A 24,609-nucleotide genomic window follows, 5' to 3' on the forward strand; every position below is an offset into this window, starting at 1 on the left:
CAGAGTGAGACGATCAGTCGTCCGTTTCCTCATGCGCCTGAAGGTCGACCGGAGTCACGGGCTGAATCGTCGATACGGCATGCTTGTAGGCAAGCTGCACGTACCCTTCGCGCTCCAGCAGCATGCAGAACAGGTCGTAGGCGGCGACGCGGCCCTGAAGCATGACGCCGTTGATGAGGAACATCGTCACCTGCACGCCGGCGTTGCGGATGCTGGAGAGAAAGACGTCCTGCAGGACCCGCTGCTTCTTGGGGTTTTCCGGACCATTGGCGAACTGGCGCGCATCGACCGGGGTCGAGGGCATGATCGTCGAGATCGCGTGCTTGTAGACGAGCTGCGACTGGCCGTCCCGGCGCAGCAGGATCGAGAAATTGTCGAACCAGGTGACGATGCCCTGGAGCTTGACGCCCTTGACCAGGAACATGGTGACCGGAGTCTTGTTCTTGCGCAGCAGGTTCAGGAACTGGTCCTGAAGGTTCTGGCCCTTTCCGGCGGACGCTGCAGGTGCAGCAGCGGCCGGCGCGGACGTGGCGGCGGCAGCCAACTCGGCCGGCTCGGGAGCCGGCGGCGGTGTGGGTTTGGGCCGTGCGGTGAGGGTACGACCAGCCATAGTATTCTCCATCTTTTTGGCGGCCGCTTATGCGGTCCGCGATCTGGTCCCGGGTTGTCCGGAGCCGTTCTCGAATCGGAAACTACCGATTTGCTGCAATGCAGTAAACGGGATTTTTGTAGCGAAAATGTTACACCGGGAAAAAGTTTGACGGAGATGCATCGCGGACAGCCCTTTACCATCGTCTCGAGCAGGCCCGGGAATGCGCGGCACGGGGCGTCCGTGTCTCGACCGGACCCGACACGAACGCCCCGCCGACGGCCCGCGTCCTTCCGGACAGTCGCCGATTTCCCTGCCGCATACAGCGGGCGGGCCCGGCGTCAGGCGCTTTCGTCGATGTCCGGCTCGTCCTCGCGGCGTTCGGACATGCCGAGCAGCTTGAGCTTGCGGTGGAGCGCCGAGCGCTCCATCCCGATGAAGGCCGCGGTCTTCGAGATATTGCCGGAAAACCGCCGGATCTGGACGCGCAGGTACTCGCGCTCGAAGCTCTCGCGGGCCTCGCGCAAGGGCGCGCTCATCATCACCGGGGCGCCGGCATCGCCCCCTCCCCGGCTGTTGAAGATCTCGGGCGGGAGCATGTCCGCCTCGATCCGCGCCAGCTTCTCGCGCGGGGCCATGATGACGGTGCGTTCCACCACGTTGCGCAACTGGCGCACGTTGCCGGGCCATTCGTAGGCCTGGAGCGCGGTCATCGCCTCGCCGCTGACCTGGGGCGGGGTGACGCCCTGCTCGCTGGCGTAGCGGGCGAAGAAGTGGTCGATCAGCGCGGGAATGTCGTCGCGCCGCTCGCGCAGTGCCGGGATCGAGACGGGCACTACGTTGAGCCGGTAGAACAGGTCCTCGCGGAAGCGGCGCTCGGCGATTTCCTTTTCGAGATCGCGCGAGGTCGAGGAGACGACGCGCACGTCGACGCGGATCTGCCGGGTGCCACCCACGCGCACGAAGGCCTGGTCGGTCAGCACGCGCAGGATGCGGGCCTGGGTGGAGAGCGGCATGTCTGCCACTTCGTCGAAGTAGAGCGTGCCGCCGTCAGCCGTTTCCAGCAGGCCGGGACGGATGAGGGCACCGTCAGCCTCCTCGCCGAACAGCTCCTGCTCGAAGCGCTCGGGAGTGATGCGCGCGGAATTGACGCTGATGAAGGCGTTGTCGGCCCGCGGGCTCCAGGCGTGGAGCTGGCGCGCGGCCACTTCCTTGCCCGACCCGGCCGGCCCGGTGATGAGCAGGCGGCTGCCGGTGTTGGCGATGCGCTTGAGCGTGGCGCGGACCTGGTTGATCGCGGTGCTGGAGCCGGTGAACTCCTCGCCGCCGGCGAAGCCCTGGCCCTGCTTGAGCTGGGCGTTCTCGCGGCGCAGGCGCTCGGTCTCGGTGGCGCGGCCGACGAGGTGGAGCAGTTTCTCGGCCTCGAACGGCTTCTCGATGAAGTCCACCGCGCCCCGGCTGATCGCGGCGACCGCGGTGTCGATGTTGCCGTGGCCGGAGAAGATGATGACCGGCAGTTCAGGCTCGCGCGACTTGATGGCGTCGAGCACTTCGAGGCCGTCCATCGGGCTGCCGTGGAGCCACACGTCGAGCAGGACCAGCGAGGGCCGGCGGGCGTCGACCGCCGCCAGCGCGCTCTCGCTGTCGCCGGCAGTGCGGCATTCGTAGCCTTCGTCGCTCAGTACGCCGGCGACCAGTTCGCGGATGTCGCGTTCGTCGTCGACGATCAGGATTTCGAGTGCCATCAGCTTTTCTTCTTCTCGGGTAAAGCGGGTGTGAGAGACCGTTTGAAAATGCGCGAAAGGGCACATTTTGAGCGCCGCGCCGGTGCGGCGCAATGGGCAGGGCCCATTTTCAAACGGTCTCCGGGGACGGCCGCGATCATTGCGCCGCCTCGGTCTTGCGACCCTGTTCGAGGGCCAGCGGATCGTGGGCGAAGCGCATCGTAACTGTCGTGCCACCGCCTGGCGCGGCAGCGAACATCATCTCGCCACCGTGCTCCTCGATGATCTTGTTGACGATCGCGAGGCCCAGGCCAGTGCCCTTCTCGCGGGTGGTGACGTAAGGTTCGATGATGCGTTCGCGATCCTGCGACAGGCCGATGCCGTTGTCGGTGATGCGCACGAGGATCGAGTGCTCCTGGTCTACGACCTCCACGGAGATCGCGCCGCGATAGTCGGCCCCTTCCCTCGCCGCATCCTTGGCCCGCGCCTCGGTGGCCTCGACCGCGTTCTTGAGGACGTTGGTCATCGCCTGGCCGAACTGGTGGCGATCGCAGTCGATGACGTGGATATCGCGCTCGGCGGCGAAGGCGAAGGTGATGTCGGGCCGCGCGACTTCCTGGAGGAACAGCGCCTGGCGGGTGAGCGCCACGGGGTCCTCGGCGCGGAAGACCGGCTTGGGCAGGCGGGCGAAGGATGAAAATTCGTCCACCATCTTGCGCAAGTCCCCGACCTGCCGGATGATCGTGCGGGTGAGATCCTCGAACAGTTCGGGGTTGTCGGTGATCTGCTTGCGGTAGCGCCTGCTCAGGCGCTCGGTCGCAAGCTGGATCGGGGTGAGCGGGTTCTTGATCTCGTGGGCGATGCGCCGCGCGACGTCGGACCACGCAGCGGTGCGCTGGTCGAGCAACTGGCGGGTGATGTCCTCGAACGTGATGACGTAGCCGGTCGCATCGCGACTGGTCTTGACCGCGAGAGTCAGCAGGTCGCCGCCGCGGTTGTACTGGACGAGCCCGCCGGCCGAGCCCTGCTCCACCATCGCGGCGATCGCGGGCGCCAGGTCGATGATCGGCATGCCTTCGGGCACTTCGCCGCTGCGGTCGGTCAGGAGCTTCTGCGCGGTGCTGTTCATCAGCAGGATGCGCCCCTGGTCGTCGAGCGAGACGATGCCCGAGGTGACCGATTCCAGCACCGCCTCGATGAACAGGCGGCGTTCGTGAAGCTGGCGGTTGGCGCCGAGAAGCGCCTGGGTCTGCTTCTCGATCTGCCCGGTCATGCGGTTGAAGGCACGGTTGAGCAGGCCGATCTCGTCGGCGCCGGTCCGTCCCTCGATGCGCAGGGTATAGTTACCCGCCCCCACCCGGCGTGCCGCGTCGACGAGTTCGTAGAGCGGCGCCACCTGCCGGTCGGCAAAGCGCAGCGCGAACCATACAGCCAGGCCGACCAGGGCCAGCGAGGCGACGAACAGCGCTACGTTGAAACGCAGCTGGAGCACTCGCGCCTGGCTGGTGAGCGCCTCGTAGGCCAGCACGATGTTCTCCGCCCGCTCGCCCTGCCCGAGCGTCAGCAGGTCCGAACTGCGGATGACCAGCAGGTAGACGCCCGAGTTGCGCTCGATCGGAGCGGCGGCGACGATCCGGTTGTCGCGGGCGCTGGCCACATAGGGTTCGCCCTTGGCGAGCCGGGTCAGCACGTCCTGACTGATGCGGTTGTTCTCCGACTTGCCGTCGGGGTCGACGATGATCGGGGTGCGCTGGTTGCCCGCCGCGTCGATCTGGATGATCGCGGCGACGCTGAGGTTGCGGCGCAGGACCTGATAGGACAGGAATTCCTGGAAGCGGCGGCTGGCCACGGGGTCGGTCGCCAGGACCTCGCGCGAGTTCTCGGCCATGGCGACCGATTCGTAGCCGACGTCGCGCAGCGTCTGTTCGTAGTAGCCGCGCGCCAGCTTGTTGGCGTTCTCCAGCAGCCCGCGCGAGCTATCCGAGAACCAGAACTCGACGCCCGACTGGAACAGCCAGGACGCGAAGACCACCACCAGCAGGGTCGGCACGGCGGAAATCAGCGAGAAGATGAACACCAGGCGCACGTGCATCCGCCCGGTGCCGCCGATGCTCTCGGCCGCTCGGCGCAGGGCCATGCGCCGTCCGAGCAGCACCAGGATCGCCATCGCCGGGACCAGGGTGCCGATCAGCAGGCTGGCCGTGAGGTTGGAAGGCAACAGTTCGCGCCGGTCGCCGCCATTGTTCAACGCGACCCAGGTCGTCACTGTCATCGTCAGGAACGCAGCGACCGAAAGCACTTCCATGATGGCGAAAAAGTTCGCCCGGCGGGCGGCCACCTGCATGCTCCGCCACCATCGCGGCCATGCACGCTTGTGGGTGCGCTCGTGAACTGAACCTTCGGTCATCGTTGCAACGTTACAACAGCAGTGTGGCCCGGCTGCAAGAGAGAATCCACCAACGCACAATTATGGACGACGAGTGAATTCCTCGGGGTCGAGAGAGAGTTCGCCGAGCCGCTTGCGCAAGGTGTTGCGGTTGATGCCCAGGGCCTGCGCGGCGCGGAGCTGGTTGCCGGCGGTCTCCCGCAGGACCTCGGCGAAGAGCGGGCGTTCGAAGGCCGCCATGGCGCTGTCGTAGATGGTGCCGCTGGCCGGCCGCGTGGCGGTGAGCCACTGCGCGACCGCGCTGGCGATGTCGGCCCCGTTGGCGTGGGAGACGGCATGGCCGTTGGACTCCCCCATCGCTCCCGCGGCCGCAGGTGCCGGGGGTTCCTGGCTGAGCAGGGGCAGGATCAATTCGACGTCGATCAGGTCCTCTCGCGCCAGCAGGGCCATGCGGTAGATGAAGTTCTTCAATTCGCGCACGTTGCCACGCCAGGGCTGGCGGCTCAGCAGTTCCGCCGCCTCCGCCGTCAACTGGCGGCGCGGCAGGCCCTCGTTGGCGGCATGCTGGAGGAAATGACGGGCGAGCACGTCGATGTCGTCGCGCCGGTCGCGCAACGGGGGCATGTGGATCGGCACCACGTTGAGGCGGTAATAGAGGTCCTCGCGAAAGCGCCCGGCGGCGATCTCGGGCTCGAGGTCCTTGTTGGTGGCGGCGACGATGCGGGTGTCGAGGCGGATTTCCTCGCGGCCGCCGACGCGACGCACGGTGCCCGATTGCAACGCACGCAGCAGGCGGGTCTGCGCCTGCATCGGCATGTCGCCGATCTCGTCGAGGAACAGGGTGCCGCCGGCCGCCTGCTCGAACTTGCCGACATGGCGCGCGACGGCGCCCGTGAAGGCGCCCTTCTCATGCCCGAACAGCTCGCTCTCGATCAGTTCGGCGGGGATCGCGGCGGTGTTGACGGCGATGAACGGGCCGCTGCGGCGATTGCCGAGCTGATGGATCGCCTCGGCGACGAGTTCCTTGCCGGTGCCCGATTCTCCCAGGATCAGGACCGTCAGGTCGTTGCGCAGGACCCGCGTTATCATGCGGAAGACCGATTGCATCGCGGCGCTGCGCCCGACCAGCGGCAAGCCGTCGGCCACGGGTTCGTCACCATCGAGCCGGGCCTGCGTGGCGCCGGCCGCCTGCCGCACGGTGCGCGCCAGTTCGTCGATGTCGAAGGGCTTGGGGAAATACTCGAAGGCGCCGGTATCGGTGGCGCGCACGGCGGTATCGAGCGTGTTCTGGGCCGAGAGGATGACGATCGGCATGTCGGGATGCAGCGCGCGGACGCGATCGATCGTCTCGATGCCGTCGCCGTCCGGGAGCATCACGTCGGTCACCATGGCGGCGAAGCTGCCGCCGGCCAACTGGCGGTCGCGCTCGGCGATGGTCTGGCAATGGACCACGCCGAAGCCTTCGTCCTCCAGCGCCGCGGTGATGACGATGGCGATGGACATGTCGTCCTCGAGCAGCAGGACGCGCATCATGCGGGTTTCCTCCTCGGGCGGGTGCGGGTCTCGCGGGCGAGCGGCAGGTGGATGCGGAAATGGGTCAATCCGGCTTCCTCGTCCCGTTCGTGGGTGATGCGCCCGTTCATGTCGCGCACCAGCTTGCGCACCAGCGGCAGCCCGAGGCCCTGGCCGGACTTCTTGGTGGTGACGAAGGGCTCGAAGATGTGGTCGCGCATGGCCGGATCGATGCCGGGGCCGTTGTCACTGACGCGGACCTCGATCGGCAGGCGCAAGGGGGCGCTCTCGTCGCCGGTCTGGAGCTGCAGGCCGCTGGCGAAACGGGTACGGATGACGACGCGCGGTTCCTCCGCGTCCTGGCAGGCCTCGGCAGCGTTCGAGAGCAGGTTCAGCATCACCTGCACCAGTCCGTCCGGACTGCCCAGCACCGAGGGAAGCGAGGGGTCGAATTCCTCGACGAGCCTGAAGCGTCGCGGCTTCTCGCCATTGGCGGCATCGAGCACGTCGATCGCGCGGCGCGCGGCCTCGTGGAGGTTGCAGGCCTCGACCGGAGGCGTGGTGCGCCCGCTCAGCTTCTGCATGCGCTCGATCAGCCCGGCGATGCGGTCGACCTCGCCGGTGATGAGGTCGGTGAGCGCGCGGTCCTTGTCCTCGATGCGGCGGGCAAGAAGCTGAGCGGCACCGCGGATGCCGGCGAGCGGGTTCTTGATCTCGTGCGCCATGATCTCGGGACCGCGCAGGACCGCGTTGTCAGGCCCCCCCGAATCGTCGCCCAGGGCATCGGCGGCGCTGTTGTCGTGGATGGTCAGGATCTGCCAGCCGGGGGTGTCGGCGACGGGCGCAATGTTGATGTCGATCCGACGGGCCCCCTTGCCCTTGAGCTGGACGACGATCTCGCGCGCCGACACCGGCGTCTCGTAGTCGCCAAGGCGGTCGAGCAGGCGGCGGTCGGAGATCGAGACGATGTCGCGCAGGCGCGTGCCGACGAGGCGGCGCGCCGACTGGCCGAAGAACTGCTCGGCCGCCGGATTGAGCGAGGCGATCGTCAGCCCGGGTTCGAGCAGCACCACGGCCTGGGGCAGGCTGGCCAGCAGCCGCTGCGCCTCGGGAACGGCGGTGCCCAGGGTCAGGCTCATGCGGCCTGGAGCTGGCCGTCGGTGCCGGTGCCGGGAGCGCTGCCATCGCGGTAGGGCGCGTAGAACTCTGCCAGTTCGCGAAGGACTTCAGCGGGATCGGAGATGAAGTTCACCTTGTTTCGGAACTCGGCTGAACCACGCACGCCCTTGATGTACCAGCCCAGATGCTTGCGGGCCATGCGCACGCCGGTGTCGGCGCCGTAGTGATCGAGCATGTCCTCGTAGTGGGCGCGCATGATCTCGTACTGCTCGGCGATCGTCGGGTCGCCCGCGACCGCCTCGCCGCGCCACCACTGCATGACCTGCGAGAGGAACCACGGCCGGCCATAGGCACCGCGCCCGATCATGACGCCGTCGGCGCCGGACTGCTCCAGTGCGTTCGAGGCATCCTCGACCGTGCAGATATCGCCGTTCACGACGACCGGGATCGAGACCGCGTCCTTGACCCGGCGCACGAAGGCCCAGTCCGCCTCGCCCTTGTACATCTGGTTCCGGGTGCGGCCGTGCACGGTAATCATCCGGGCCCCCAGATCCTCGGCGATCCGCGCGAGTTCGGGAGCGTTGAGGCTGTCGTGGCACCAACCCATGCGCATCTTGACGGTGACCGGAACCTTGACTGCCTTGACGGTCGCCTCGATCAGCTTCGTCGCCAGCGGGACCTGGCGCATCAGTGCCGAGCCGGCATCGCCGTTGACGACCTTGCGCACCGGGCAGCCCATGTTGATGTCGATGATCGCCGCGCCCTGCCCTTCGACCAGCTTCGCCGCCTCGGCCATCTGCTCGGGATCGCAGCCGACGAGCTGCATCGAGACGGGCTCCTCGATGCGGTCCCACATCGCCTTCTGCAGCGACACGCGGGTCTCGCGGATCGCGGCCGGGCTGGCGATCATCTCGGTGACGTTGAGGCCCGAGCCGAAGCCACGCACCATCTTGCGGAAAGGCAGGTCGGAAACCCCCGTCATCGGGGCGAGCACGACCGGGCAGTCGATCGTGACCGGACCGACCTGGATGGGCTTCAATGCCGGAGGATTGGGCAATGGGTTCATGATCTGTGCAGTGCTGCCTAAAAAACAGGCAGCGCATAGTGGATTGCCCTTGGCGGGGCAAGCGCTTACCGGCGAAAACAATGTCGCAGTTCGTTTCAGAACCCCGCACCGGCGCCGCATCGCTGGCAGCGATCGTAGTCGCCGCCGGCCAGGGCCTTCGCGCCGGGCAGCCCGTGCCCAAGCAATTCGCGCGCTGGCGCGGCAAGCCGGTGGTCCGTCACTCGGTCGAGGCGCTCGGCAAGGCCGGTTGTCGCCGCATCGTCGTCGTCATCCCCGAGAATGCCGACGCGGTGGCGCGCGCGGCACTGGCCGGGGTCGCCGGGGTGCAGTTCACCAGCGGCGGCGCGACGCGGCAGGAATCGGTGCGGCTCGGCCTCGAAGTGCTCGCCGGCGCGGCGCCCGACCTCGTGCTGATCCACGATGCCGCCCGCCCTCTCCTGCCCTCGGGCGTGATCGAGCGGCTGCTCGGCGCGCTGGACGATCACCCCGGCGCGATCCCGGTGCTCCCGGTGGTCGACAGCCTCGCGCATGTCATGCCGGGCAATCTCATGGGCGCTCCGGCGCGGCGCGAGGACTTGCGCCGGGTGCAGACCCCCCAGGCGTTCCGGTTCGACGCGATCCTCGCTGCCCATCGCGCCTGGGACGGCCCCACCACTGCCGGCGACGACGCGCAGGTGGCGCAGGCCGACGGCCTCGAAATCGCATTCGTCGAAGGGGACGAAACCTTGCACAAGCTGACGTACGCCGCCGACTTCGCAGCATCTTCGCCGGCGATCCGGGTCGGCACCGGCTACGACGTCCACGCGCTGGAGGAAGGCGAGGAACTGTGGCTGTGCGGCGTTCGCGTCCAGCACACGCACGGCCTGTCCGGCCACAGCGACGCCGACGTCGCCATCCACGCGCTGGTCGACGCGATGCTCGGCGCGATCGGTGCAGGCGACATCGGCCAGCACTTCCCGCCCAGCGACCCGCAGTGGAAGGGCGCGGCCTCAGACCGTTTCCTCGCCCATGCCGCCACGCTCGTCGCCGAAGCCGGCTATGTCCTTGGCAACGCGGACGTCACGATCATCTGCGAGGCGCCCAAGATCGGCCCGCACCGCGAGGCCATGCGCGAGCGGTTGGCCGCCATCCTCGGCGTTGACATCGCCGCCGTCAGCGTGAAGGCAACCACCACCGAGAAGCTGGGTTTCACCGGACGGCGCGAAGGCATCGCCGCACAGGCCGCCGTCAGCCTCGTCCGTCAGTGAGATTCCGGCTGCAAGGCCCCGTTCCAAAAGGGATTCGCGCATGCACCCATTCCTGAGAGCCGCCGCCTTCGTGGCCGGCATGACGCCAGGGTTCGCCATGGCCGCCGAGCCGGTATGCCTGACCAAGAAGGAGGCGACCGCGTTGATCGCCTATGCCCTGCCCCAGGCGATCAACGGCACTGCCAAGCGCTGCGCCGCGTCCCTCCCCGCCGACGCCTTCCTGCGCCGCCAGGGGCCGCAGCTCGCCGCCCGCTATGCCGGGCAGAAGGACCGCTACTGGCCCCAGGCCCGCCCCGCCTTCCTCAAGACGCTGGGCTCCGAGGGCAGCGAGTTGTCCAAGATGATCCGCAACCTGCCCGACGAGACCGTGCGCCAGCTCGCCGACGTCTTCGTCGAGGGTTTCGTCTCGCAGCGCATCGCGCCCAAGTCCTGCACCAAGCTGGACCTGGCGATCGACCTGCTCTCCCCCCTGCCGCCCGAGAATACCGCCGGGCTGATCGCGCTGACGCTCGACGTCGCCGGCGCGGCCGATCCCAAGCTGGGTAAAGTGGCGCTCTGCCAGGACTGAGGACCTCGAATGAATCCGTTCTTCCCCGAAGACCTCGTCGCGCTCGCCCAGCGCGTGATCGACGAGAACAAGGCGCTCGGCCGCACCGTGGCACTCGCCGAAAGCTGCACCGGCGGGCTGGTCTGCGCCGCACTGACCGAAATTCCCGGCTCCTCTGCGGTGCTCGACCGCGGGTTCGTGACCTATTCGAACGAGGCCAAGATGGAGATGCTGGGGGTCCACTCCGACATCATCGATTCGTTCGGCGCCGTCTCGCCGGCCACGGCCTGGGCCATGGCGCAAGGCGCGATCAAGAAGAGCCGCGCCGACGTGGCGGTGGCGATCAGCGGCATCGCCGGACCCGATGGCGGCTCGGAGATGAAGCCGGTGGGGACCGTGGTGTTCGCCTGCGCCCGCCGCGACGACGACGAGAGCATCCATGCCGAGCAGAAGCTGCTGCAAGGCGGAACGCGCGCGGAAATACGGCATCAGGCCGCGATCGTGGCCCTGGAGCTGCTGCTGCCGTAACGATGCCGGGCTTTGCCCGGCACGACGGGGTTGTTCAGCCCTCCTGGGCAACCCCATAGAGTTCCGAGGCGCGCGTTTCGAACGCGGCGACCATCTTGCGGAACGCCTTGTCGAAATACTGCCCGGCCAGCTTCTCGAACAGCGCGTTGCGGAAGGTGAACTTCACGTCGAACTCGATGTCGCAGGCATGATCGCCGACGGGGTGGAACGTCCAGCGGTTGTCGAGGTCGCGCATCGGACCGTCGACATAGTGGACGCGGATCTCGCGCGGGCGTTCCTTTTCGACGCGCGAGGTGAACTTCTCGCGCAGGGCCTTGAAGCCGACCAACATGTCGGCGATCATTTCATGGCCGTCGTCCGACTTGACCCGCGTCGCCACGACCCAGGGCAGGAACTCCTGGTAGCGGCCCACATCGGCGACGAGGTCGAACATCTGTTCTGCACTGTACGGAAGGCGATAGACTTCGTGGATGCCCGGCACTTGGTCAGGCCTTCACGCCGATCGGTGCGGCCTTGGCCAGCTTCGCCTCGCGGGCCTCGCGCATCTGGCGGAAATCGTCGCCGGCGTGGTAGCTCGACCGCGTCAGCGGCGAGGCGGCGACCTGCAGGAAACCCTTCGCGCGGGCGATCGCGCCATAGGCCTTGAACGCCTGCGGGGTGACGAATTCCTTCACCTCGGCATGCTTGGGCGTCGGGCGCAGGTACTGGCCCATGGTCAGGAAATCGATGTCGGCGCAGCGCATGTCGTCCATCACCTGGTGGACTTCGAGGCGTTCCTCGCCCAGCCCCAGCATGATGCCGGACTTGGTGAAGATCGAGGGATCGTGGCGCTTCACTTCCTCCAGCAACCGCAGCGAGGCGTAGTAGCGCGCGCCGGGGCGGATGGTGGGATAGAGGCGCGGCACCGTCTCGAGGTTGTGGTTGTAGACGTCCGGGCGCGCGGCGACGATCGCCTCGACGGCGCGCTGCATCTTGTTGCGGAAGTCGGGCGTCAGGATCTCGATCGTGGTGTTGGGGGTAGCCTTGCGGATTTCCTCGATCACCTTGACGAACTGCGAGGCGCCGCCGTCGGGCAGGTCGTCGCGGTCGACCGAGGTGATGACGATATGCTCCAGTCCGGTCTTGAGCGCCAGTTCGGCGACGTTCGCGGGCTCTGCCGCATCGACGCGGCCGGGCATGCCGGTCTTGACGTTGCAGAACGCGCAGGCCCGGGTGCAGGTATCGCCCAGGATCATCACCGTCGCGTGCTTCTTGGTCCAGCATTCGCCGATGTTCGGGCAGGCCGCTTCCTCGCACACGGTGTTGAGCTTGAGGTCGCGCATAAGCTGGCGGGTTTCGCCGTAGCCCTTGCTAGTGGGCGCCTTCACCCGAATCCAGTCGGGCTTGCGCTGGCGCTGCACGGGCTCTTCAGGGGTCGGCACGGAGGAGAGATCGTTCATGGTGCCCAGATAGTCACATGTGCCCGCCCTTGCCAGCAGGAATATCCCGATTAAGGGAAAGCGCAGCTTACAAGAACGGCAACGGAGCCCCCCGCATGACCGAAGTGCTGAACAACCTGATCGACGGCTATCGCCGTTTCCGCAGTTCCGGCTGGAGCGCCAATCGCGCGCGCTGGGACGAACTGGGCCAGGGCCAGTCGCCCGAAGTGATGGTCATTGCCTGTTCCGACAGCCGCGTCGATCCGAGCCAGATCTTCGACGTCGACCCCGGCACCATCTTCGTCGTCCGCAACGTCGCCGCGCTGGTGCCGCCGTTCGAGACCACGCCCGGCCATCACGGCGTCTCGGCGGCGCTGGAGTTCGCGGTGCAGGTGCTCAAGGTCAAGGAAGTGGTGGTGATGGGCCACGGCCTGTGCGGGGGCTGCAAGGCGGCGCTGACGCAGGACCTGAAAGGTGCGGAGATCGGCCAGGGCGGCTTCGTCGCCGACTGGATCTCGATGCTCGACGAGGCGCGCGAGCCGGTCGCCCACGAACACGGCACCACCGGCCGCACCGCCGAACGGGCGATGGAGCAGGCGGCGGTCAAGGTCAGCCTCGACAACCTGATGACCTTCCCCTGCGTGAGCAGCAAGGTCGCCAAGGGCCAGCTCAAGCTGCGCGGCGCCTTCTTCGCCATCTCCGACGGCGTGCTGCACTTGCTGGACGACGAAACCAGGACCTTCGCACCGGTGGAATGAGGACGGCTTACGGTCCCGGACGCGACCCGGGACCGTGCGGCGAGGCCACGCGAGCCGGCGTGCGAACGCCACGTCGCAGTAGATCGCCGAAAGCTACCGTCTCGGAAGTCGAACGACGGTCGAGCTGAACGAAAAAGGGCGGCCGTTTCCGGCCGCCCTTTCCTTTTGTCGAGGCGAAAGCTCAGTTCGCGGCGGGCGCGGTCGGTGCGGCGCCACCGGCCTTGCTCTTGGCATAGGCCGACCACAGCTTGGCGACGGGCTGGCGGGTGCCGGTGACCTTGGCGAAGCTGGTCTGCGCATCGGCGTACTTGCCCGAAAGCGCCTGCGCCATGCCGAGGCGCAGCGCGACCTTGTTGGCATCGACGCCCGGCAGCGTGATCGCCTTGGCATAGAAGCCCTCTGCTTTGGCCGGCTGGTCGTAGCTGAGGAACACGTCGCCTGCCGCAACCACCGTGGCGCCCGTCGCGCCCGGCTTGTTGGCGTCGCGCTCGGTCGCGGGCAACGAGGCCTTGTCGCCGGCGACGCGGCCCTGCGAGTTCGACAGGTCGGCACCGATCTCGGCCTGGGTCAGCTTGCCCTTGGCGAGGCCGTCTTGCATCACCTTGACCGCTTCGCCCGGGAAGGCGCGCGGGTCGACGTTCTCGATATACTCGAAGTAGTCGCGCTTCTCGGCCATGCCGCCGGTGACGTACATCAGGCGCATGAGGTCGAGGTTCTGGTCGCGCGGCAGCGAGGAAAGCTGGCGAACGACCGAGATCGCGGTGTTCCACGAACCCGGATAGTACTGGCCGAGCATCGCCGCATATTCGGTCGACGGGGCGAGCTGCTTGGCGGTGTAGGTCTGCTGCAGGACGTTGCGCAGGGAGGTTTCCGACGGCGCGACGCCGCGCGCCTGGGCGGCGGCGATGTCGTCCTTGGCCAGCTGCAGCGCGGCCTCGGGGTTGTTGTTGCGCTTGTAGGCGTCGGCGAGGACGAGGTCGAGCTGTCCCGAGGAATCGACGAAACCGCCGTCCTTGGCCGCCTTCAGATAGGTTGCCGAGTTGGCATAGTCCTTAAGCTGATAGGCGGTGATGCCGGCGTCGTAGTTGGTCTTGCCCGCTTCTGCGGCCGGCAGCTTGCCGCTGCCGAGCAGGAGCACGTTGCCCTGCTGCTTGAGAGCGAGGTCCTGCGAGATGATGCCGAAGTTGCGCATCAGCGAGCCGAGCGCGTTCTTGTCGTCGGGCGTGGTGGCGGCAGGCACGGCGGCCTGGAACGCGGCCTTGCCGTCACCGCCGACGGCCGAGTCGAACGCCTGCTTGGCGGCGGCGAGCGCGGCCGGGGTCTGCTGCCCTCCGAGCGCGGCGATCGCGGCTTCCATCGCCTTCTGCAGCGGCTGGGCGACCTTGACGAATTCGGGCGAGAAGTTGTTGGCGGGCGCCTTCTCCTTCTTGGCCGCCATGGCGGGAGAAGCGACACCCAGCGCAAGGCCGCTCGAAAGAGCGACGGCCAGCGCGATACGGGAAACAAGGAACTTGCGAGCCATTCAGGCTAACTCCTCTCAAGACAAAACTAATCCTGCGGCAAGCAGGCGCTATCCCACCCGAAAGCAGGACGAAAATAGGCGCCGCAGGGTTTGGCGGCGAATTGCGTCCTTGGCAACCTGCCCAGCGAAATAGGAGGCGGCCACTGAACGCTCATTGAATGCAATTCGTCGCACCCGTTCAGGGTTCCCGTGCATATGTGTGGAAAACGGCAGGACGCCCGGCTGCCGGGGCACGGTTCAGGTGGCTTTCCCCCGGAGCATGTCCTAGGGCGATCCATCATCCTTTTCCCACAGCAACCTGGCGACAGAACCGCGTGAGCGACGAGACCGAAATCCCCGAGCACATGGGCCCCGAGGGCGAATACACCCGCGTCGACATCGTCGACGAGATGAAGACGAGCTACCTCGACTACGCGATGAGCGTGATCGTGAGCCGCGCGCTGCCCGATGTCCGCGACGGCCTCAAGCCCGTCCACCGGCGCATCCTGTGGACCAGCCACGAGAACGGCTTCACCGCGGGCAAGCCCTATCGCAAGTCGGCGCGTATCGTCGGCGACGCCATGGGCAAGTACCACCCGCATGGCAACTCGGCGATCTACGATGCCCTGGCGCGCATGACGCAGGACTGGTCGATGCGGCTCCCGCTGATCGACGGCCAGGGCAACTTCGGCTCGATGGACCCCGATCCGCCGGCCTCGATGCGCTACACCGAAGCGCGCCTCGCCAAGGTGGCCGAGGCGCTGCTGGCGGACATCGACAAGGACACCGTCGACTTCCAGCCCAACTACGACGGCGCCGAGCAGGAGCCGACAGTGCTTCCCGCGCGCTATCCCAACCTGCTGGTCAACGGCGCGGGCGGCATCGCGGTCGGCATGGCGACCAACATCCCGCCGCACAACCTGGGCGAAGTCATCGACGGCTGCTTCGCGATGATGGAAAATCCGGCGATCACCTCGGAAGAGCTGTTCCAGATCATCCCGGGCCCAGATTTCCCGACCGCGCCCCTGATCCTGGGCCAGGGCGGCGCGCGCAATGCGGCCATCACCGGCCGCGGCTCGATCATCATGCGCTGCCGCCACCACATCGAGGAAGCCCGCGGCGCGAGCCGTGGCGCCCGCTCGATCGTGCTGACCTCGATCCCCTACCAGGTCGGCAAGTCCGGCCTGGTCGAAAAGATCGCCGAGGCCGCCAAGGACAAGCGGATTGAGGGCGTCTCGGACATCCGCGACGAATCGAACCGCGAAGGCGTGCGCGTCGTCGTCGACCTCAAGCGCGACGCCTCGCCCGAAGTCGTCATCAACCAGATCTGGCGCAACACGCCGGCGCAGTCGAACTTCGCCGCCAACATGCTGGCGATCCGCGGTGGACGGCCCGAGACCATGTCGCTGCGCGACATCCTCCAGGCGTTCATCCAGTTCCGCGAGCAGGTCATCACGCGGCGCACCAAGTTCGAACTGAACAAGGCGCGCGACCGGGCGCACATCTTGCTCGGCCTCGTCGTCGCGGTCTCGAACCTCGACGAAGTCGTCAAGATCATCCGCGGCGCGCCGAACCCGTCCGAGGCCCGCGCCCGCTTGATCGCCAAGGAATGGGCGATCGGCGACATCGCGCAGTACATCCGCCTCGTCGAGGCGATCGAGCCCGATGCCGAGGCCGAGGGCGGCACCTACCGCCTGTCCGAGGTCCAGGTGAAGGCGATCCTCGACTTGCGCCTCCACCGCCTCACCGCGCTGGGCCGCGACGAGATCGGCGACGAGCTGAAGGAACTGGCCGTCGCGATCGAGGGCTACCTCGCGATCCTGGCCGACAGGGTCAAGCTTTACGACGTGATGCGCGGCGAACTTCAGGCCGTACGGGACGCTTACGCGACCCCGCGTGTCTCCGAGATCACCGCCGCCTTCGACGGGATCGAGGACGAGGACCTGATCGAGCGCGAGGACATGGTGGTGACCGTCACCATGGACGGCTACATAAAGCGCACCCCGCTCTCGACCTTCCGCGCCCAGAACCGCGGCGGCAAGGGCCGCGCCGGCATGGCGACGAAGGAAGAGGATGCGGTGACGACGATGTTCGTCACCTCGACCCACACCCCGGTGCTGTTCTTCTCGACTGCCGGCAAGGTCTACCGCCTCAAGGTCTACCGACTGCCCGAAGGCGGGCCGACCACGCGCGGCCGTCCGATCGTCAACCTCCTGCCCGCGCTGGACAAGGACGAGACGATCCAGACCGTGCTCGCCCTGCCCGAGGACGAGAAGGAATGGAGCAAGCTCTCGGTCGTGTTCGCCACGGCCAAGGGCAACGTGCGCCGCAACTCCATGGATTCGTTCGCCAACGTGCCCAGCAACGGGAAGTTCGCGATGCGCTTCGACGAAGGCGACGACGATCACCTGATCGGCGTGGCCCTGCTCGAGCCTGCCGACGACGTCCTGCTCGCCACCCGCAAGGGCCGCGCGATCCGCTTCGCCGGCGACGACGTGCGCGAGTTCACGAGCCGCACCTCCACCGGCGTTCGCGGCATGGTGCTCAAGGACGGCGACCGGGTCATCTCGCTCTCGATCCTGCACCGCGTCGGCACCGATTCCGAGGAACGCGAGCAGTATCTGCGCTTCGCTCCCTGGAAGGGCGAGAAGGACGGCGAATCCACGCTGTCTCCGGAACGGACCGAGGAACTCGCCAAGCGCGAGCAGTTCATCCTCACCGTCTGCGCCAACGGCTACGGCAAGCTGTCCTCGGCCTACGAGTACCGCCGCACGGGCCGCGGTGGCCAAGGCATCACCAATATCGACAACATCGGCCGCAACGGCCCGGTCGTCGCCAGCTTCCCGGCCACCCAGGCGCAGCAGCTCATGCTGGTCACCGACCAGGCCAAGCTGATCCGCCTGCCGCTCTCCTCGCTGCGCGTCATCGGCCGCGGCTCGGCGGGCGTGCGCCTGTTCACGGTGTCCAACGACGAACACGTCGTCAGCGCCGTGCGCCTCGACGAGGAGAGCGAGGACGAAGCCGTGGTCGCCCCCGTGGTCGACGAGACGCCGACGCCCGAAAGCGACGTTCCGGGCAGCGATGCTCCGGACGGCCACGGGACCGAGGACGACGCGTGAGCGACGCGGCGCCGGCTACCGTCGCCTACAAGATCCTCACCGGCGGGCAGCTCGACCAGCTGCTCGCCGACGGGACCTTCGCCGGTGCCCCGGTCGACCTTGCCGACGGCTACATCCACCTTTCCACCGCCGGGCAGGCGCAAGGCACGCTCGACAAGCATTTCGCCGGGCAGGACGACCTTCATGTGGCGGCAGTGGACCTCACGGCGCTGGGCGAAGCGGTGAAGTGGGAAGTCTCGCGCGGCGGGGCGCTGTTTCCGCATATCTATGCAGCGCTCCCGCTGTCGGCAATTCGCGCGCACGGACCCGTCGAACGCCAGCCCGACGGCACCCTGATCCTGCCCTGAGGCCGATAGAGCCGGTCCCGTTCAAGCGTCGTCCCGGGTCGAACCCGGGATGACGAAAGCTGACCCTCACAGCCAACCAGATTGTAATTCACTAGGTCTGCGAGCGGGCGCTCGCGCATATTCGCCCCGCTGCTTCCTGTCGCGCAGCAGTAGGGGGCAGCGCGCAGGGCCGACGGCGCAGGGCTTCTCCAGCCCCTAGAAGACGTTCTCGCGCATCCGCAGCTCGCCGGTGACGCCCGTGGCCAGCACGAGGTTGCCGATGTACAGAATCGGCCACGCCACCAGCGCGATCGCCGGCGCCAGGCCCACCCCGACCCCACCCAGCGCGGCGATCCCCAGGACATTGCCCACCACGATGAGCGCGGCCCCCAGTCCCACGCGCGAGCGCGGGAACGTGCTGATCCATGCCGAAGCCGCCATGCCGCCCAGCGCCAGTCCCAGGAACAGCGGCACGCCCACGCCCGCCCGCTCGGCCGCGACGAAGCACAGTAGCGGCGTCCCCAGGGTCAGTGCCAGCGCCGAGGCCTTGCGGCCGCCATCCATCACCGCGCGGCGATGGACCAGGAACATCGTAAGCCCGATCAGGTAGGCCACCAGCAGCGCATTGAGCGCGATCAGCGGCGCGTAGTCCAGCAGGGCCGAACCGATGCCCTGCAGCGCCAGCATCCCGGCCAGCGAGCGGGTGTCGTTGCCGCGGTGGCGCAGTGCCGCATAGACCGCCAGCAGCACCAGCGGTGCCGCCTCGAGCGCGATCAGGTAGAGGTCCGGCGTCGCGCTGTCCCGCAGCGCCACCCAGGCAACGGCGCAGGCCATGCTCGCCAGCAGCCAGGGTCGACGTTCGATCAGCGCGCGCTTGGGCATGGTTCTCGTCTCGCTTCGGGGTCCGCTCGACCCCATGGCAGATGCGCCGGCCCTTTTCCATGGCCGCGATACCCGCTAGGCGCCGGGCCATGACTTACGACGTTCACATCATCGGCGGCGGCCTCGCCGGCAGCGAAGCCGCCTGGCAACTCGCGCGGCGCGGCTTCCGCGTGCGCCTTTCCGAAATGCGCGGGACCGGCGAGCGCAGCCCCGCCCACCAGACCGACGGGCTGGCGGAGATGGTCTGCTCCAACTCGTTCCGCTCGGACGACAGCGACAAGAACGCGGTCGGCCTGCTCCACCACGAGATGCGCCGCTGCGACTCGGTCATCATGGCCGCGGCCGCCAAGGCGCAAGTTCCCGCAGGGTCCGCGCTGGCGGTCGATCGCGACGTGTTCTCCGCCGAAGTCGAGGCGCGCCTCGCCGCCCTGCCCGGGCTCGACATCGTGCGCGAACGCATCGACACGCTGCCCGAGGCCGGCCTCACCATCGTCGCCACCGGACCGCTGACCGGCGCCGCGCTCGCCGGCTCGATCGGCAAGGCGACAGGCGCGGACAGCCTCGCGTTCTTCGACGCCATCGCCCCCATCGTCTACCGCGAGACGATCGACATGGACGTGTGCTGGATGGCCTCGCGCTGGGACAAGGGCGAGACCAGGGACTACATCAACTGCCCGATGAACAAGGAGCAGTACCTCGCCTTCCACGCCGGGCTGATCTCTGGCGAGAAGACCTCGTTCAAGGAGTGGGAGGAGAACACCCCCTACTTCGACGGATGCATGCCGATCGAGGTCATGGCCGAACGCGGCGTCGACACCTTGCGCTTCGGGCCGATGAAGCCGGTCGGGCTCGACAATCCGCACTGGGCGACGGCCGAGCATCCGAACGGGCGCTGGGCCCATGCGGTGGTGCAGCTGCGCCAGGACAACAAGCTGGGCACCTTGTGGAACATGGTCGGCTTCCAGACCAAGCTCAAGCACGCCGAGCAAGTGAAGCTGTTCCGCACGATCCCCGGCCTCGAGAACGCCGAGTTCGCCAGGCTGGGCGGCCTGCACCGCAACACCTTCCTCAACGCGCCGATCCTGCTGGACCGCAACCTGCGCCTCAAGACCGCGCCGCACGTCCGCTTCGCCGGGCAGATCACCGGCTGCGAGGGCTATGTCGAAAGCGCGGCGGTGGGCCTGATGGCCGGGCTGATGACCAGCGCCGAACTGGCCGGACGCACATGGCAGGCCCCGCCGCGCACCACCGCGCTGGGCGCCCTGCTCTCGCACATCACCGGCGATGCCGAGGCCGAGAGCTATCAGCCGATGAACGTCAACTTCGGCCTCTTCCCGCCGCTGCACGACGTGGCCAAGAAGCAGCGCAAGGAAGCCTACACCGCCCGCGCCAAGGACGATATCGCGCCCTGGCTGGAGAGCCTGGTGCCGGCGTAAAGCTTCAGCAACTACACTTCGCCTTGGGCTTAGGCGGCGCGGTACTGCGGAATTCCGCGGGCGTCAGGTACTGGTCCTTGTCGGCGTCCGCCTCGCCGAACTTGTCGACCGTGGCCACCGCCCATTCCTCGAAGGTCAGCAGGTTGTTGCCGTCCTTGTCGAGTTTGCGGAAGCCGTCGGCGCGGGTGGAGAGCATTTCGTTGCGCGAGATGCGCCCGTCGCGGTCGCGGTCGTAGCGGCCGAAGCGGCGCTGTTCGCGGCTCAGTTCGGTCGCCTCTGGCGGCGCGGGACCCACCATGTCGGCGACGTCGGCGCTGGGAAGCGGTGCCGGCTCGGAGCTTGCCGCTTCGGGCGGCGGGGCCCCGGCTTCCACTTCGGCGCGGCCCTGGAGCCAGAACAGGCCGATGCCCATCATCACGAACACGGCCAGTCCGCCGAGCAGGAAACGGTTCATCGCAAGGCCTCTCATCGCACCTTGCGGAGCCTTAGAGGCAGCGGGCGGCCTTGCGGAAATTACAACGCTGTAATCAGCGGCCCAGCAGTCCTATGCGCATGGCCGCAAGCACCGCCGCCGGCGAGGTCGCCGCGTCCTCGCCCTTGTCGAGGCGGCGGGCGGCAAGGGCGTGGAGGACCTGCAGCGGCCGCAGCGCGCGCGGCACCCGCAGGCCCCGGGCGCGATCGGCCAGGGCCAGGGCGCGGGCGGCATTGCGCTCGCTCTCGTGACCCAGACGCATGGCCAGGTCCGCGAGCGCCCAAGAGCGGGCCAGGCGCTGCACTATCCGCAAGTCGGCGTTGCAATCGAGCGCCTGGGCCAGCGTGGCGAAGGCGGCGGCGCGGCCTTGCGCCATCGCTTCCAGCGCGGTTTCGGGCAGCGGCGCCGCGCCGGTGAGCGCCTCCCAGCCGTTGACGAGGCTGACGAGGCCGCCGTGATGGCCGTTCCAGGTCCGCAATGCCGCGAGCAGAGGCTCTCCTTCGGGCCATTTGTCGGCAGGCTGGCCCAGCGATTCGCGCCACCACGACAGGCGCAGTTGCGCCAGCATCGGCTCGCGCGAATTGCGCAGAAGGCCGGCGAGGCGGGTGTCCAGAGCCAGCAGCGCCAAGGTCTGCATCCGCGCCGGACGGGGCGCATAGGCCAGCGCGAGGCGCGAGACCGTGGGCAGTGTCTCGACGAGCAGATCCTCGGTCGAGGCGGGTTGGGAAGGCGGGGAAGTGGTCACGCGCCATCCCCTAAGGCGCTTATGGATAGAAAGGCAAATGCCGATCTGCATTCGTCGTCCCGGGACGACGGGTGGACGCAAAAACCCCGCCATCCCCACGAAGGCGGGCATGACGGGGTCTTGTCCTGGACTACCGGCGAAGGTGACGGATCAGCGGTAGGTGACCTTCTTCACCGCTTCCACGACGCGCTTGGCGTCGATGATCGCCAGCTTCTCGAGGTTGGCGGCGTAAGGCAGCGGCACGTCCTCGTTGCACACGCGCACGACCGGCGCGTCGAGGTGGTCGAAGCCTTCCTCCATGCAGATCGCCGAGATTTCCGAAGCGATCGAGCAGACCGGGAAGCCTTCTTCCGCCACGACGAGGCGGTTGGTCTTGGCCAGGCTCGCCAGCACCGTTTCCTTGTCGAGCGGACGCAGGGTGCGCAGATCGATGACTTCGGCGTCGATGCCTTCGGCCGCCAGCGTCTCGGCGGCTTCGAGCGCGAGGCCGACGCCGATCGAGTAGGACACGATGGTCACGTCCTTGCCTTCGCGCATGAGCCGCGCCTTGCCGATCGGCAGGACGTGGTCGTCAAGCTCGGGCAGCTCGAAGTTGCGGCCGTAGACCAGCTCGTTCTCGAGGAACACCACCGGGTCGTCGCTGCGGATCGCCGCCTTGAGCAGGCCCTTGGCGTCCGACGCGTCGTAAGGCGCGATGACCACGAGGCCCGGCACGTTGGCATACCACGGGCCGTAGTTCTGCGAGTGCTGCGCGCCGACGCGCGAGGCGGCGCCGTTGGGACCGCGGAACACGATCGGGCAGCGCATCTGTCCGCCGGACATGTAGTTGGTCTTGGCGGCCGAGTTGATGATGTGGTCGATCGCCTGCATGGCGAAGTTGAACGTCATGAACTCGATGACCGGGCGCAGGCCGCCCATCGCCGCGCCCGTGCCGATGCCGGCGAAGCCGTATTCGGTGATCGGCGTGTCGATGACGCGGGTGGGCCCGAACTCTTCGAGCAGGCCCTGGGTGACCTTGTAGGCGCCCTGGTACTCGGCGACTTCCTCGCCCATCACGAAGACGCGGCTGTCGCGGCGCATTTCCTCGGCCATCGCGTCGCGCAGGGCGTCGCGCACGGTCGAGGTCTTCATGTTGGTGCCGTGGGGCAACTCGGGATCGCGCGCGGTCTTGATGTCGCTGGCGAGGTTGGCGGTGCCGCTCTCGGCAGGCTTCTTCTCTTCCGGCTTGGGTTCCTCGGCCTTGGGCTCCTCGGCAGCTTCCTTCGCGGCCGGGGCTTCGGCGGCGGAGGCATCGTCGCCCTCGCCCGAAAGCGTGGCGATCACGGTGCCGACCTTCACGCCCTCGGTGCCTTCGGCCACGAGGATCTTGCCGATCGTGCCTTCGTCGATGGATTCGAATTCCATCGTCGCCTTGTCGGTCTCGATTTCGGCCAGGATGTCGCCGGAGGAGACTTCGTCGCCCTCCTTGACCAGCCACTTCGCCAGCTTGCCTTCTTCCATCGTCGGGGAGAGAGCGGGCATCTTCAGTTCGATCGCCATCTCAGTAGCTCTCCACCAGGACGTCGGTATACAGTTCGGGCGCCGAAGGTTCCGGCGAGTTCTCGGCGAAATCGGCCGACTGGGCGACCTGCGCGCGCACGCGCTTGTCGATTTCCTTGAGGCTTTCCTCGGTCACGCCCATCTTCTCGATCAGTTCCAGCTTGGCATGTTCGATGGGGTCGCGCTTCTCGCGCACGCCCTGGACTTCCTCGCGCGTGCGGTACTTGGCGGGGTCCGACATCGAGTGGCCGCGATAGCGGTAGGTGTTCAGCTCCATGAGCACCGGGCCATTGCCGGCGCGCACGTATTCGAGCGCGACCTCGGCGGCCTTGCGGACCTCGAGCACGTCCATGCCGTCGACCTGCATGCCGGGGATGCGGAAGGCGGTGCCGCGGCGGTGGAAGTGGGTTTCGGCCGAGCCGCGCTTGACCGCGGTGCCCATGGCGTAGCCGTTGTTCTCGATCACGAAGATGATCGGCAGCTTCCACAGCGCCGCCATGTTGAAGCTCTCGTAGACCTGGCCCTGGTTCGCCGCGCCGTCGCCGAAGTAGGCCATCGCGACGCCGCCGTCCTCGCGGTACTTGTGCGCGAAGGCGAGCCCTGCGCCCAGCGAGACCTGCGCGCCGACGATGCCGTGGCCGCCGTAGAAGCGGTGCTCCACGGAGAACATGTGCATCGAGCCGCCCTTGCCCTTCGAGATGCCGGCTTCACGCCCGGTCAGCTCCGCCATGATGAGCTTGGGATCGATGCCGTAGGCGAGCATGTGACCGTGGTCGCGATACCCGGTGATGACCGAGTCCTTCGCGTTGTCGAGCGCCGACTGCAGGCCGACGGCGACCGCTTCCTGGCCGATGTAGAGGTGGCAGAAGCCGCCGATCAGGCCGAGCCCGTAGAGCTGGCCGGCCTTTTCCTCGAAGCGGCGGATCAGCAGCATCTGCTCGTAGAGATGGAGCAGTTCTTCCTTGGTAGGTTCGTAACGCTTGTCAGCGTCCAGAGCGGCCTGGAGGCTGTGCAGCGCAAAATCCTCATCTACGACAGCGGCCGTTTCGGCCACCGGGGTCTTTGCTTTGGGCAACGCTTGCTTCCCATCGTTGGTGCGATCGTTCGGAAGGGCGGGTATAGGAACGCCGCCCGAAAAGCGAAAGCGCGGACGCTCGAAAACGCCCCGTTAACGTGGACTTTTTTGCAACTAGACTTGCATAAAACGGCATCGAGTCACGACTGTCCCGATGGCGCGGGCAGCGAACGTCAGGGCAGTTGCATGACCATTTCGTCGGGGCGCGCGACGTTGAGATGGCTACGCACCAGTTCGCCCGCAAGGTCCGGGTCCATCTTGCGGGGATCGAGCAAGGCGACGCGGTTCTTCATGCGATCGCGTTCGGCCTGCAGCTCGACCAGCTTGGCACGACGTTCCTCGAGCAGGTGCTGGTTCTCGCCCCAGGCGAGCACGCCGCTGGGCCCTGCGACACAGTAGAGACCCATGAGCAGCAACATGGCGAGGGCAAGGCCCTGCACGAGTTGCTCCCTGGCAATGTTGGCTTCCTGTCGCACGGTCCGCATGCCTTATAGAATCACAAGTGATTCGGCGTTTCAAGCGGTTTCGCTAAAGGATTTGCGCGGTTTGCGACAGGCGGAGGGTTTTTGCTCGACGCGGTGGCACCAGATTTCGTGTTGATAAGTTTCGCGGCAGTCAAG

General features: G+C 67.4%; 22 protein-coding genes. 7 read left to right on the forward strand and 15 right to left on the reverse strand.

Annotation, left to right across the window (positions count from 1 at the left end):
• Nucleotides 1–13: 13 nt before the first annotated feature.
• The 6 genes from hfq to dusB form a co-directional block, all read right to left on the reverse strand.
• Nucleotides 14–610 carry an RNA chaperone Hfq gene (hfq, locus tag ACFFDA_RS14045; protein ID WP_404481069.1) on the reverse strand — a complete coding sequence of 199 codons (597 nt, stop codon included), beginning with the start codon at nt 608–610 and terminating at the stop codon, nt 14–16.
• A 320-nt stretch (nt 611–930) separates the two neighbouring features.
• Nucleotides 931–2,334 (reverse strand): sigma-54-dependent transcriptional regulator, encoded by a 1,404-nt coding sequence (locus ACFFDA_RS14050; RefSeq protein ID WP_404481070.1) that lies wholly within the window; start codon nt 2,332–2,334, stop codon nt 931–933.
• Nucleotides 2,335–2,470: 136 nt separating this feature from the next.
• On the reverse strand, nt 2,471–4,657 hold the full coding sequence (locus tag ACFFDA_RS14055) for an ATP-binding protein (RefSeq protein ID WP_404481071.1): 2,187 nt from the start codon (nt 4,655–4,657) through the stop codon (nt 2,471–2,473).
• Between the two features lie 123 nt (nt 4,658–4,780).
• Nucleotides 4,781–6,229 carry a sigma-54-dependent transcriptional regulator gene (locus tag ACFFDA_RS14060; RefSeq protein WP_404482755.1) on the reverse strand — a complete coding sequence of 483 codons (1,449 nt, stop codon included), beginning with the start codon at nt 6,227–6,229 and terminating at the stop codon, nt 4,781–4,783.
• Nucleotides 6,229–7,350 carry a nitrogen regulation protein NR(II) gene (locus ACFFDA_RS14065; RefSeq protein WP_404481072.1) on the reverse strand — a complete coding sequence of 374 codons (1,122 nt, stop codon included), beginning with the start codon at nt 7,348–7,350 and terminating at the stop codon, nt 6,229–6,231. Before ACFFDA_RS14065 ends, ACFFDA_RS14060 begins: the two co-directional genes overlap by 1 nt.
• Nucleotides 7,347–8,396, reverse strand: a complete 1,050-nt coding sequence (gene dusB, locus ACFFDA_RS14070; protein WP_404481073.1) for a tRNA dihydrouridine synthase DusB — start codon at nt 8,394–8,396, stop codon at nt 7,347–7,349. The genes ACFFDA_RS14065 and dusB overlap by 4 nt, the downstream gene beginning before the upstream one ends.
• Before the next feature lie 80 nt (nt 8,397–8,476).
• Here dusB and ACFFDA_RS14075 point away from each other — a divergent pair, with 80 nt between their 5' ends.
• The 3 genes from ACFFDA_RS14075 to ACFFDA_RS14085 are packed head-to-tail and all read left to right on the forward strand — an operon-like array spanning nt 8,477 to nt 10,718.
• Entirely contained in the window at nt 8,477–9,643 is a 1,167-nt protein-coding gene (locus tag ACFFDA_RS14075) for a bifunctional 2-C-methyl-D-erythritol 4-phosphate cytidylyltransferase/2-C-methyl-D-erythritol 2,4-cyclodiphosphate synthase (protein ID WP_404481074.1), read from the forward strand.
• A gap of 40 nt (nt 9,644–9,683) precedes the next feature.
• The gene (locus ACFFDA_RS14080) at nt 9,684–10,211 is read left to right on the forward strand and encodes a hypothetical protein (protein ID WP_404481075.1); all 528 of its coding nucleotides are present in this window, start codon (nt 9,684–9,686) and stop codon (nt 10,209–10,211) included.
• Between the two features lie 9 nt (nt 10,212–10,220).
• A complete protein-coding gene (locus ACFFDA_RS14085) occupies nt 10,221–10,718 on the forward strand; it encodes a CinA family protein (RefSeq protein WP_404481076.1) in 498 nt (165 codons plus the stop codon).
• 34 nt (nt 10,719–10,752) lie between these two features.
• Here ACFFDA_RS14085 and ACFFDA_RS14090 read toward each other — a convergent pair whose 3' ends face one another.
• Together ACFFDA_RS14090 and lipA are read right to left on the reverse strand one after the other, a co-directional pair.
• The gene (locus ACFFDA_RS14090) at nt 10,753–11,199 is read right to left on the reverse strand and encodes a type II toxin-antitoxin system RatA family toxin (protein ID WP_404481077.1); all 447 of its coding nucleotides are present in this window, start codon (nt 11,197–11,199) and stop codon (nt 10,753–10,755) included.
• Between the two features lie 4 nt (nt 11,200–11,203).
• The gene (gene lipA, locus ACFFDA_RS14095; RefSeq protein WP_404481078.1) at nt 11,204–12,157 is read right to left on the reverse strand and encodes a lipoyl synthase; all 954 of its coding nucleotides are present in this window, start codon (nt 12,155–12,157) and stop codon (nt 11,204–11,206) included.
• Between the two features lie 95 nt (nt 12,158–12,252).
• Here lipA and ACFFDA_RS14100 point away from each other — a divergent pair, with 95 nt between their 5' ends.
• Complete coding sequence (locus tag ACFFDA_RS14100) at nt 12,253–12,894, forward strand: carbonic anhydrase (RefSeq protein WP_404481079.1); 642 nt, start codon at nt 12,253–12,255, stop codon at nt 12,892–12,894.
• Nucleotides 12,895–13,075: 181 nt separating this feature from the next.
• Here the strand turns inward: ACFFDA_RS14100 and ACFFDA_RS14105 are convergent, their stop codons facing one another.
• Nucleotides 13,076–14,416 carry a hypothetical protein gene (locus ACFFDA_RS14105; protein ID WP_404481080.1) on the reverse strand — a complete coding sequence of 447 codons (1,341 nt, stop codon included), beginning with the start codon at nt 14,414–14,416 and terminating at the stop codon, nt 13,076–13,078.
• A gap of 314 nt (nt 14,417–14,730) precedes the next feature.
• Here ACFFDA_RS14105 and gyrA point away from each other — a divergent pair, with 314 nt between their 5' ends.
• Entirely contained in the window at nt 14,731–17,514 is a 2,784-nt protein-coding gene (gyrA, locus tag ACFFDA_RS14110) for a DNA gyrase subunit A (RefSeq protein WP_404481081.1), read from the forward strand.
• Nucleotides 17,511–17,861: a DUF952 domain-containing protein gene (locus tag ACFFDA_RS14115; protein WP_404481082.1), complete on the forward strand. Its 351-nt coding sequence runs from the start codon at nt 17,511–17,513 to the stop codon at nt 17,859–17,861. Before gyrA ends, ACFFDA_RS14115 begins: the two co-directional genes overlap by 4 nt.
• A gap of 195 nt (nt 17,862–18,056) precedes the next feature.
• Here the strand turns inward: ACFFDA_RS14115 and ACFFDA_RS14120 are convergent, their stop codons facing one another.
• Nucleotides 18,057–18,722 carry a hypothetical protein gene (locus ACFFDA_RS14120; RefSeq protein WP_404481083.1) on the reverse strand — a complete coding sequence of 222 codons (666 nt, stop codon included), beginning with the start codon at nt 18,720–18,722 and terminating at the stop codon, nt 18,057–18,059.
• Between the two features lie 89 nt (nt 18,723–18,811).
• Between ACFFDA_RS14120 and trmFO the strand changes: the two genes are divergently transcribed.
• A complete protein-coding gene (gene trmFO, locus ACFFDA_RS14125) occupies nt 18,812–20,158 on the forward strand; it encodes a methylenetetrahydrofolate--tRNA-(uracil(54)-C(5))-methyltransferase (FADH(2)-oxidizing) TrmFO (RefSeq protein ID WP_404481084.1) in 1,347 nt (448 codons plus the stop codon).
• 4 nt (nt 20,159–20,162) lie between these two features.
• On the opposite strand, the gene ACFFDA_RS14130 is transcribed toward trmFO, so the two are convergent.
• The 5 genes from ACFFDA_RS14130 to ACFFDA_RS14150 all read right to left on the reverse strand — a co-directional run bounded on the left by ACFFDA_RS14130 (nt 20,163) and on the right by ACFFDA_RS14150 (nt 24,474).
• Nucleotides 20,163–20,612 (reverse strand): hypothetical protein, encoded by a 450-nt coding sequence (locus ACFFDA_RS14130; RefSeq protein WP_404481085.1) that lies wholly within the window; start codon nt 20,610–20,612, stop codon nt 20,163–20,165.
• 73 nt (nt 20,613–20,685) lie between these two features.
• The gene (locus ACFFDA_RS14135; protein ID WP_404481086.1) at nt 20,686–21,375 is read right to left on the reverse strand and encodes a hypothetical protein; all 690 of its coding nucleotides are present in this window, start codon (nt 21,373–21,375) and stop codon (nt 20,686–20,688) included.
• A 150-nt stretch (nt 21,376–21,525) separates the two neighbouring features.
• A complete protein-coding gene (locus ACFFDA_RS14140; protein WP_404481087.1) occupies nt 21,526–22,914 on the reverse strand; it encodes a pyruvate dehydrogenase complex E1 component subunit beta in 1,389 nt (462 codons plus the stop codon).
• A 1-nt stretch (nt 22,915) separates the two neighbouring features.
• Nucleotides 22,916–23,989, reverse strand: a complete 1,074-nt coding sequence (gene pdhA, locus ACFFDA_RS14145) for a pyruvate dehydrogenase (acetyl-transferring) E1 component subunit alpha (protein WP_404481088.1) — start codon at nt 23,987–23,989, stop codon at nt 22,916–22,918.
• A gap of 173 nt (nt 23,990–24,162) precedes the next feature.
• Nucleotides 24,163–24,474, reverse strand: coding sequence for a septum formation initiator family protein (locus ACFFDA_RS14150; protein WP_404481089.1), 312 nt, complete (start codon nt 24,472–24,474; stop codon nt 24,163–24,165).
• Between the last annotated feature and the right edge of the window lie 135 nt (nt 24,475–24,609).

The sequence above is a fragment of the Novosphingobium sp. BL-52-GroH genome (assembly GCF_044813085.1).
Taxonomy (GTDB): domain Bacteria; phylum Pseudomonadota; class Alphaproteobacteria; order Sphingomonadales; family Sphingomonadaceae; genus Novosphingobium.

Coding starts and splice junctions, on each gene's coding strand:
- ACFFDA_RS14085 (WP_404481076.1), top strand. CDS start 10,221: ATGAATCCGTTCTTCCCCGAAGACCTCGTCGCGCTCGCCCAGCGCGTG.
- ACFFDA_RS14050 (WP_404481070.1), bottom strand. CDS start 2,334: ATGGCACTCGAAATCCTGATCGTCGACGACGAACGCGACATCCGCGAA.
- ACFFDA_RS14140 (WP_404481087.1), bottom strand. CDS start 22,914: ATGGCGATCGAACTGAAGATGCCCGCTCTCTCCCCGACGATGGAAGAA.
- ACFFDA_RS14105 (WP_404481080.1), bottom strand. CDS start 14,416: ATGGCTCGCAAGTTCCTTGTTTCCCGTATCGCGCTGGCCGTCGCTCTT.
- ACFFDA_RS14065 (WP_404481072.1), bottom strand. CDS start 7,350: ATGAGCCTGACCCTGGGCACCGCCGTTCCCGAGGCGCAGCGGCTGCTG.
- ACFFDA_RS14080 (WP_404481075.1), top strand. CDS start 9,684: ATGCACCCATTCCTGAGAGCCGCCGCCTTCGTGGCCGGCATGACGCCA.
- lipA (WP_404481078.1), bottom strand. CDS start 12,157: ATGAACGATCTCTCCTCCGTGCCGACCCCTGAAGAGCCCGTGCAGCGC.
- ACFFDA_RS14060 (WP_404482755.1), bottom strand. CDS start 6,229: ATGCGCGTCCTGCTGCTCGAGGACGACATGTCCATCGCCATCGTCATC.
- ACFFDA_RS14055 (WP_404481071.1), bottom strand. CDS start 4,657: ATGCAGGTGGCCGCCCGCCGGGCGAACTTTTTCGCCATCATGGAAGTG.
- ACFFDA_RS14150 (WP_404481089.1), bottom strand. CDS start 24,474: ATGCGGACCGTGCGACAGGAAGCCAACATTGCCAGGGAGCAACTCGTG.
- hfq (WP_404481069.1), bottom strand. CDS start 610: ATGGCTGGTCGTACCCTCACCGCACGGCCCAAACCCACACCGCCGCCG.
- trmFO (WP_404481084.1), top strand. CDS start 18,812: ATGACTTACGACGTTCACATCATCGGCGGCGGCCTCGCCGGCAGCGAA.
- ACFFDA_RS14075 (WP_404481074.1), top strand. CDS start 8,477: ATGTCGCAGTTCGTTTCAGAACCCCGCACCGGCGCCGCATCGCTGGCA.
- ACFFDA_RS14130 (WP_404481085.1), bottom strand. CDS start 20,612: ATGAACCGTTTCCTGCTCGGCGGACTGGCCGTGTTCGTGATGATGGGC.
- ACFFDA_RS14120 (WP_404481083.1), bottom strand. CDS start 18,722: ATGCCCAAGCGCGCGCTGATCGAACGTCGACCCTGGCTGCTGGCGAGC.
- ACFFDA_RS14100 (WP_404481079.1), top strand. CDS start 12,253: ATGACCGAAGTGCTGAACAACCTGATCGACGGCTATCGCCGTTTCCGC.
- dusB (WP_404481073.1), bottom strand. CDS start 8,396: ATGAACCCATTGCCCAATCCTCCGGCATTGAAGCCCATCCAGGTCGGT.